At 59.7% G+C, this 703-nt stretch carries 1 pseudogene; it reads right to left on the minus strand.

Annotated elements, in window-relative coordinates:
• Positions 1 to 456: pseudogene (locus JF66_RS19950) on the minus strand (TerC family protein); the annotation flags it as partial.
• Positions 457 to 703 lie beyond the last annotated feature (247 nt).

Genomic DNA, 703 nt, shown 5'->3' on the forward strand with positions numbered 1-703 from the left:
GCTGTGGCCCTTCACCTGCATATAGGCGAGCACGAAGAGGAGGGCGCCGAACAGGTAGAAGACCCAGGAGAAGTTCTCGATGAGGGCGGCGCCCACGGCGATGAAGCCACCGCGCATGATGAGGGCGATGATGATGCCGAACATCAACACCTTCTGCTGGTAAGCCTTGGGAACAGAGAAGGCGGCCATCACGATCAGGAAGACAAACAGGTTATCGATCGAGAGCGCCTTTTCGGTGAGGTATCCGGCAAAGTACTCGCCGCCATACCTCCAACCGGAGACGACTCCGATGCCCACGCCGAAGAGCAGGGCCAACCCGATGTAGAACGCAGACCAGCGAGCGGATTCACCGACGGTGGGTTCGTGAGGCTTGCGCACGTGCGCGAAGAACTCGTAGGCGAAGAAGGCGATCGTCACACCGATGGTGATGATCCAGATCAGGGGAGTGATGTTCATGGGGAGCTCCAGGGCAGGGGGCGGACGGAGTTCAAGGTCTCTTCCACTCGGTTGTCCCCAGAGGGAATCGAGCCGGCCTCCCGGGACACATCGTTGAGTCCGTACTGACGGGTGGGCCGCGTGGGAGTACTCCCCTTGCGTACTCAAATCTAAGCGATGTTAGCTGAGAAGATGCCTGTGACACGAGTTCGCCTGACGTGTGAGTTGTACTCCCCGCCGGGTTAGCCTCGAGAGTGTGGCCTTCGAG

Origin of the sequence: Cryobacterium sp. MLB-32, from assembly GCF_000738085.1 — a bacterium.
Taxonomy (GTDB): Bacteria; Actinomycetota; Actinomycetes; order Actinomycetales; family Microbacteriaceae; genus Cryobacterium.